At 71.9% G+C, this 7,535-nt stretch carries 6 protein-coding genes; 1 reads left to right on the top strand and 5 read right to left on the bottom strand.

Going from position 1 to position 7,535, the window contains the following annotated elements; genetic code table 11:
- Nucleotides 1–353 precede the first annotated feature (353 nt).
- On the top strand, nt 354–1,883 hold the full coding sequence (locus ACFWEE_RS27865; RefSeq protein WP_386893181.1) for a helix-turn-helix domain-containing protein: 1,530 nt from the start codon (nt 354–356) through the stop codon (nt 1,881–1,883).
- Between the two features lie 336 nt (nt 1,884–2,219).
- Here ACFWEE_RS27865 and ACFWEE_RS27860 read toward each other — a convergent pair whose 3' ends face one another.
- The 5 genes from ACFWEE_RS27860 to ACFWEE_RS27840 all read right to left on the bottom strand — a co-directional run bounded on the left by ACFWEE_RS27860 (nt 2,220) and on the right by ACFWEE_RS27840 (nt 7,254).
- On the bottom strand, nt 2,220–2,678 hold the full coding sequence (locus tag ACFWEE_RS27860; RefSeq protein ID WP_386893183.1) for a MarR family winged helix-turn-helix transcriptional regulator: 459 nt from the start codon (nt 2,676–2,678) through the stop codon (nt 2,220–2,222).
- Between the two features lie 98 nt (nt 2,679–2,776).
- Nucleotides 2,777–3,637: a TIGR03620 family F420-dependent LLM class oxidoreductase gene (locus ACFWEE_RS27855; RefSeq protein WP_386893179.1), complete on the bottom strand. Its 861-nt coding sequence runs from the start codon at nt 3,635–3,637 to the stop codon at nt 2,777–2,779.
- Nucleotides 3,638–3,728: 91 nt separating this feature from the next.
- Entirely contained in the window at nt 3,729–4,478 is a 750-nt protein-coding gene (locus ACFWEE_RS27850) for an SDR family oxidoreductase (protein ID WP_386893177.1), read from the bottom strand.
- 81 nt (nt 4,479–4,559) lie between these two features.
- Entirely contained in the window at nt 4,560–5,690 is a 1,131-nt protein-coding gene (locus ACFWEE_RS27845; protein WP_386893175.1) for an MFS transporter, read from the bottom strand.
- Between the two features lie 238 nt (nt 5,691–5,928).
- Entirely contained in the window at nt 5,929–7,254 is a 1,326-nt protein-coding gene (locus tag ACFWEE_RS27840) for an epoxide hydrolase family protein (protein ID WP_386893173.1), read from the bottom strand.
- Between the last annotated feature and the right edge of the window lie 281 nt (nt 7,255–7,535).

Raw genomic sequence — 7,535 nt, 5'->3', positions numbered from 1 at the left:
TCCCTCCGCGTTGTGTGGGTGGGGCTTTTTTTTTTTTTAACGGGCGCGGGGGGGGGCGCCCCGCCCCCCGGCCGCCCCCCCGACAGAGCCGGGACGACACGCGGGACACGGGCGCCGCAGTTCCGTCGGCGCCCCCGCCCCGGGCGGGTGGCCATGCGTTCATGGAGCGATCGTGCAACCCTGACGCCGGGTCACGTTCACTCCTGGGCGACGGCTCCCGTGCGGCGGGGTCCCGGAATCCCGGGCGCGCCCGCCCCGGTGCCACGGACGGCCGTGCGACAGCCTCGTCACCATTTCACTCGAATGCCCCGCCCGAACGCATGCACATCTCATATGTGAGATAGCCTGCCGATATGTCAGACGACTACCTCGTACGCATCGGCAAGCTCATCCGTGACGCCCGTCAGCACCGGGGCTGGACACAGACACAGTTGGCCGAGGCTCTCGCCACCAGCCAGAGTGCCGTCAACCGCATCGAGCGGGGCAACCAGAACATCAGCCTTGAGATGATCGCCCGCATCGGCGAGGCTCTCGACAGCGAGATCGTGTCGCTCGGGTACGCCGGTCCGATGCATCTGCGGGTCGTCGGCGGCCGGCGCCTCTCGGGCGCCATCGACGTCAAGACGAGCAAGAACGCCTGCGTCGCCCTGCTCTGCGGCTCCCTCCTCAACAAGGGCCGCACCGTGCTGCGCCGCGTCGCCCGCATCGAAGAGGTCTTCCGGCTCCTGGAGGTCCTCAACTCCATCGGGGTGCGCACCCGCTGGATCAACGACGGCGTGGACCTGGAGATCGTGCCGCCCGCGCAGCTGGACATGGAGGCGATCGACGCCGACGCCGCGCGCCGCACCCGCTCGATCATCATGTTCCTGGGCCCGCTGCTGCACCGCATGGACCAGTTCAAGCTGCCGTACGCCGGTGGCTGCGACCTCGGCACGCGCACGATCGAGCCGCACATGATCGCGCTGCGCCGCTTCGGCCTGGAGATCGCCGCGACGGACGGCCTCTACCACGCACAGATCGACCACACCGTCACCCCCGGCCGCCCCATCGTGCTGACCGAGCGCGGCGACACGGTGACCGAGAACGCGCTGCTCGCCGCCGCCCGGCACGACGGCACCACCGTCATCCGCAACGCCTCCTCCAACTACATGGTCCAGGACCTCTGCTTCTTCCTGGAGGCCCTGGGCGTACGGGTGGACGGGGTCGGCACGACGACGCTGACCGTCCACGGCGTGCCGCAGATCGACGTGGACGTGGACTACTCCCCCTCCGAGGACCCGGTCGAGGCGATGAGCCTGCTCGCCGCGGCCGTGGTGACGGAGTCGGAGCTCACGATCCGCCGGGTGCCGATCGAGTTCCTGGAGATCGAGCTCGCCGTACTGGAGGAGATGGGCGTGGACTGCGCCCGTACCACCGAGTACGCGGCGGACAACGGCCGTACCCGGCTGGTGGACCTCACCGTGCGGCCCTCCAAGCTGGAGGCGCCGATCGACAAGATCCACCCGATGCCGTTCCCCGGCCTGAACATCGACAACGTGCCGTTCTTCGCGGCCATCGCCGCCTCGGCGCACGGCCAGACGCTGATCCACGACTGGGTCTACGACAACCGCGCCATCTACCTGACCGACCTCAACCGCCTCGGCGGGCGCCTCCAGCTGCTCGACCCGCACCGCGTCCTCGTCGAGGGCCCGACCCGCTGGCGCGCGGCCGAGATGATGTGCCCGCCGGCCCTCCGCCCGGCCGTCGTCGTGCTGCTCGCGATGATGGCGGCCGAGGGGACCTCCGTACTCCGCAACGTCTATGTGATCAACCGCGGTTACGAGGACCTGGCGGAGCGGCTCAACTCGGTGGGGGCGCAGATCGAGATCTTCCGGGACATCTGACGGGCGGGGTGTCGTGCCCCTGGAGCAAGGGGCACGACACTGCCCGATGGGGCTCCCCAGCCTCCGGCCCGGTGGCGCTGCCGCCGCTGAAACAGGCAGCGCGGCCGGCGATGCCCGGGTCTCGGTACCGGTGGAAAGACCGAGCCGGGGGTGGACGGCATTCCGCGCGGCGGTGGGGGCCCGTACGCATGCACGGCTTCACCCGCCCAGGCGACCGACACCGCAGCTACGGTTGATATGTCACCTATATCAGGATGGCGTGGGGACCGGCGGAGACGGCCGTCACCGCAGGCTCCGGCGAGTCCTTCGGTTCGGGCGGGCCGTGAGGCGCCGCCGTCAGCGGTCCGTGCCGATCTTCCCGACGACCGTCTCGGAGATCTCGGCCAGCATGGCGACCTGGCCGGGGGTGAGGTGGTCGAGCAGCAGGCGCCGGACGTCCTCGACATGCCTGGGTGCGGCAGCTTCGATCGCCGCACGGCCGACGGGGGTGATCATCACGTACGCTCCACGCCCGTCTTCGGCGCACTCGTCGCGCGCGAGGAGGCCGCGCTGGACCATGCGTTTGATCTGGTGGGACACCCTGCTCTTCTCCCACCCGAGCACCTTGGTGAGTTCGAGGATGCGCAACCGGGCGCCGGGGACGCGGCTCAGCTCCGCCAGCACCGGGTACTCGGCCCCGGACAGCCCGAACTCGCTCTGCATGACCCGGCCGGCCTCGCTCACCACCAGGTCGTGCATCCGCAGCATGCCGCGCCACGCCCGTTCCTCCACGGGGGTGAGCCAGCGGGGCTCCATGTCCATGGGTGCATGGTACCGAGAAGGTTGATGTCTCCACCGCCCTCGCCGCGGTGCCTCCCGCCGTCCCCGCCGGTCCGCCCGAAGGGCACGGGCGGTCAGCGGGCCAGCGGAGCCAGTGCCCGCCATTGGGCGAGCGGAAGTCCCCGGCCGTCGCCGATGGCGTGGATCGCGACGTGGGTGGCACCGGCATCGAGGTGGGCGCGGATGCGCGTGTGGATGGCTTCGAGGTCGCCCCATGCGACGACGGCGTCGATCAGCCGGTCGCTCCCGCCGCGGGCGAGGTCGTCCGCGGTGAAGCCCTGCCTTTGCAGGCTGCCGGCGTAGTGGCCCATGCCGATGAACGGCGCCAGGAACCCGCGGGCCGTGGCACGCGCGCGGTCCGGATCGTCGTCCACGACGACGGCCTGGTACGGGGCGAGCAGCGGGGCGGGGCCGAGCAACTCGCGCGCGCCGGCGGTGAACTCCGGCGTGACGAGGAAGGGGTGGGTGCCGGCGCTGCGCCGACCGGCGAGTTCGGTGAGCTTGGGTCCCATGGCGGCGACGAGGCGCTCGTCGGCGGGAACGGCGGCGGGTGCCTGGTCGAGCTGGTCGAGGTAGGCGTTGAGCGCGGTCAGCGGACGGTACGTCCCCCCGGCCTCCCGCGCGGCCGTGGCGTCGCTCACCCCCAGGCCGAGCAGGAGCCGGCGGCCGTACTCCTGGCTCAGCCGGGCGTGTCCGGCCGCCATGCCGGCCGCGCCGTGGCGCCAGATGCTGAGGACGCCGGTGGCCACCACGGTCTCGTCGGTGGCCCGCAGCAGGCGTTCCGCGTCCCCGAGGATGTCGCCGCCCCCGAGGCCGGGGATCCACAGGGCTCCCCAGCCGTGCCGGTCCAGCTCGGCCGCGGCCTCGTGGATCTCCACGGGGTCGGGGTGCAGGCGAAGTTCCGGGCTCCAGATGCCCAGGGTTCCGATGTCCATGATCATCTTCCTCGGTGGTGGTCCGGGGGAATCTCCGGCGGGGCGGGCGGGGCCGGTCGGCCCCGCGGGTGGACCGGCATCGGTGACGACGTCAGATCTGGTTCGCGCCGCCGTCGACGTAGATCTCGGTGCCGGTGATGAAGCTCGACTCACTGGTGGCGAGGAAGAGCGCGAGGCTCGCGACCTCCTCGGGCTGCCCCATGCGACCGAGCGGTACGCCCGCGGCGAGCGCCTCCCGGAGCTGGCCGGCCTGCTCCTCGTCGGGGGCGAGCCCGTTGAGGCCGGGGGTCGTGATCGGTCCGGGTGCGATCGTGTTGACGCGGATGCCGCGCCCGCGCAGCTCGTTCGCCCAGGTACGGGCGAAGGAGCGGATCGCCGCCTTGGAGGCCCCGTAGACGCCGAACGCCTCGTTGCCGACCGTGGCGGCGGTGGAGCCGGTGAGGATCACCGACGCGCCGTCGACCAGCAGCGGGAGGGCCTTCTGCACGGTGAAGAGCGTCCCCTTGACGTTGGTGCCGAAGGTGGCCTCGAAGTGCTCCTCGGTGACCTCCTCCAGCCGGGCGAACGCGCCGCCGCCGGCGTTGGCGAACAGGACGTCGATGCGGTGCCCGGCGTCGGCGATGGTGGCGTAGAGGCGGTCGAGGTCCGCGAGGTCGCCGCTGTCGGCCTGGACGGCCGTCACGTTTGCGCCGATCCGTGCGACCGCCTGGTCGAGGGCGTCCTTGCGGCGCCCGGTGATGTAGACGTGGGCGCCCTCCTGGCTGAAGCGCTGTGCCGTGGCCAGTCCGATGCCGCTGGTGCCACCGGTGATCACGACCGTCTTGCCGTCCAGCTGTCCCATGGTGTGCTCCTGTCTCCGAGCGGTCCGCGACCGCCCTTCTGTTTAATGTTCAACTAAAGTAGACCCCGAGTGGGTGACGTGTCAACTACTTACCTCCCCTCTGCGCACGCTGCCGACGGGCACCAGCGCGCCGAGCAGCACCGCGACGGCGCCGGCCGCGAACGCGGTTGTGGTGCCGCGGTGGTCGGTCAGCGCCCCGCCCGCCAGTGAGCCGAGCGCGAGGAACGTCTGCGAGGCGGTGACCAGCAGGGCGAGGGCGGCATCCGGGGCTTGCGGGAGCGCACGCATGACCCGCACCTGCCCGATCAGCGGCGCCGCCCCGAAGGCCGCACCCCACAGGAGGACGAGGCCCACGGTGACGGGTGTCGGGGTGGTGAGGGTGAGTGCCAGTACGGCGCCGGCGAGGACGGCTGCCGCACAGCCCGCCATCACTCGCGGCGAGCGGAACGAGGCGAAGCCGATGAGCAGGTTGCCCGCCAGGCCTGCCAGCCCGTAGCCGAGGAGCACCGCGGTGACGGCGCGAGGGCCGAGTTGGGCGTGCTGCTGAAGGTAGGGGGTGATGTAGGTGTAGGCGGCGAAGTGGCCGAAGAACACGGCCGCGGTGGCGAGCAGCGCGAGCGCGACGGGCGGCCGGCGCAGCGCGCTCGTGAGCGTGGCGGCCCGTACCGCCCCGGTCGGTCTGAGGGCGGGCAGCGCGGTGCTCAGCAGCACCGTGGCCAGCGCTCCGGCGGCAACCGCGAGGACGAAAGCGACGCGCCAGCCTGCGAGACGGCCGATCAGTGCGCCGAGAGGGAGGCTGACGACGGTGCCGGCGGAGATACCGGCCGTGATCAACGAGGCCGCCCGGTCGGCGTCGGCGGGTGCCACGAGGCGGCTGCCGACGCCCGCCCCCATGGCCCAGAACCCGCCGACGCTCAGCCCCAGCAGCAGGCGTGCGGCCACCATCACCCCCATGGTGGGCGCGAAGGCGGCCAGCCCGTCGGACAAGGTGATCAGGGCGGCGAGGGCGATCAGGACGTGGCGGCGGTCCAGCATGCCGGAGGCGACCGTGACCAGGGGTGCCGCCACCGCCGCCGTCACTCCGGGTACGACCACCAGGAGACCTGCGGTGCCGGTGTCCACGTGGAGGCCATGGCTGATGGCGGGCAGCAGGCCGACGGGCAGGAACTCCGAGAGCACCAGCACGAACGACACCGCGGCCACGGACGCCACGGCCGGCCAACCACCGCGCGGCCGTCTCGTTCCAGGCTTCGGCCCGGCCGTCTCCTCACGCGCTGTCGAGGGCGCGACTTCGGCCCTGGGGCCGGCCGGGAGGACACCCGGCGTCGGGGGCCGGCTGTTCATGGCTCTCCGTGGGTTGCTGGTCCGGACGGCGGCGGCCCGGGTGGGCCTGATGGCGGGGGCGGCACGAGTCCGGTCGCGCGGGCCGCCGGACCGTCGGCGAAAGGCGTCACTTCACCAGCCGCGTGAACTTGCGGACTTCCTCGGCGAAGAGCTGCGGCTGTTCGAACGCCGCGAAATGGCCGCCGTACGGGACCTGGTCGTTGAAGTAGACCAAGTCGCGGTAGGCCCGCTGGGCCCAGACCCTCGGGCTGCGCACCAGTTCGTGCGGGAACACGCTCAGCCCCACCGGCAGATCGAGCGTGGTCAGCCCGCCGCCGGAGTTCTGCCAGTAGATGCGGGCCGAGGAGGCGGCGGTGTCGGTGAGCCAGTACAGCGTGATGTTGTCCAGGATCTCGTCCGTCGACAGGACACCCTGCGGCCGGCCGGTGTTGTCGGTCCAGTCGAGGAACTTCTCGTAGATCCAGGAAGCCTGTCCCGAGGGCGAGTCGGCCAGGGCGTAGCCGATGGTCTGCGGGCGGGTGGTCTGCTCCTGGAAATAGCCGGAGTACTGGGTGGAGAAGGTCTGGATCTGGTCCAGTGCCGCCTGCTCGGCCGCGGTGACCGTGCCGGTGACCGGCGGGCTGAAGGCGTACTCCGGGAAGTTCAGGTGCACGCCGATGAGGCCCCTGGGGCGCAGCTTGCCGAGCTGGGTCGTCACACCGCCGCCCCAGTCGCCGCCCTGCGCGACGTAACGGGTGTAGCCCAGGCGTTCCATCAGCGTGGCCCAGGCTTCCGCGGTACGGGCGGTGGTCCAGCCGGTGGCGCCGGGACGGTCGGAGAAGCCGAAGCCGGGCTGGGAGGGGATGACGACGTGGAAGGCGTCCCGCGCCGTGCCGCCGTGCGCGGTGGGGTCGGTCAGCGGGCCGATGGCCTTCAGGAACTCCACGAACGAGCCGGGCCACCCGTGGGTGAGAATCAGGGGCGTGGCGTCGGCGTGCCGGGAGCGCACGTGGAGGAAGTGGATGCCCAGGCCGTCGATCCGGGTGCGGTACTGCCCCAGGGCGTTGATCCTCCGCTCGAAGCGCCGCCAGTCGTACTGCGTGCGCCAATACTGCAACAGGCTCTTCTGTGCGGCGAGTTGGACCCCCTGGGAGGAATCGTCGACGGTTTCCCGCTCCGGCAGGCGCACGCTCGCCAGCCGGTGGCGCAGGTCCCTCAGCAGAGCTTCGGGGACGTCGACGTGCAGTGGTGTGATCTGTTCCGTGGCTTCGGGCAGGCGCAGGGGGCCGACTGCGCCGACGCCGCCGTCCGTGCCGGCGAACGCGAGGTTGGCGCCCATGACCGCGGGGACGGTCGCCAGGCCCGCGACGGTGGCGTTCCGCAGCAGGGTGCGCCGGGAGGGCTGGAAGGGCACGGCGCCCGTGGCCGGGCCGGGTTGATGTGATGTACGCATGGGAGCGCTCCAATTCCAGAAGTGGGCACCCGCTGAACGGGTGCGGCGCGAACAGGGGGATTCGGGACGCATGCGCCGACGGGGCCGGCCGCCGGGGCCGCCGCCCGGTCGGCGGACGGCGGCGGACGGCGGCGGACGGCGGCGGACGGGCTACGGGCAGTCAGGCAGCCGGGTGCAGGGCCTGCTTCAGGCTCGCGACCGCGAGCGGCACGGCGTGCTTGGCCGCCTCGGTGTCGTGGAACTCGTCGACCACGACGAAGTCGTGGGCGAAGCGGGTCGGT

Source organism: Streptomyces sp. NPDC060184, from assembly GCF_042728795.1.
Taxonomy (GTDB): domain Bacteria; phylum Actinomycetota; class Actinomycetes; order Streptomycetales; family Streptomycetaceae; genus Streptomyces.
Note: the sequence above shows the minus strand (reverse complement) of the source record. Positions and strands in the feature narration are given on the sequence as shown.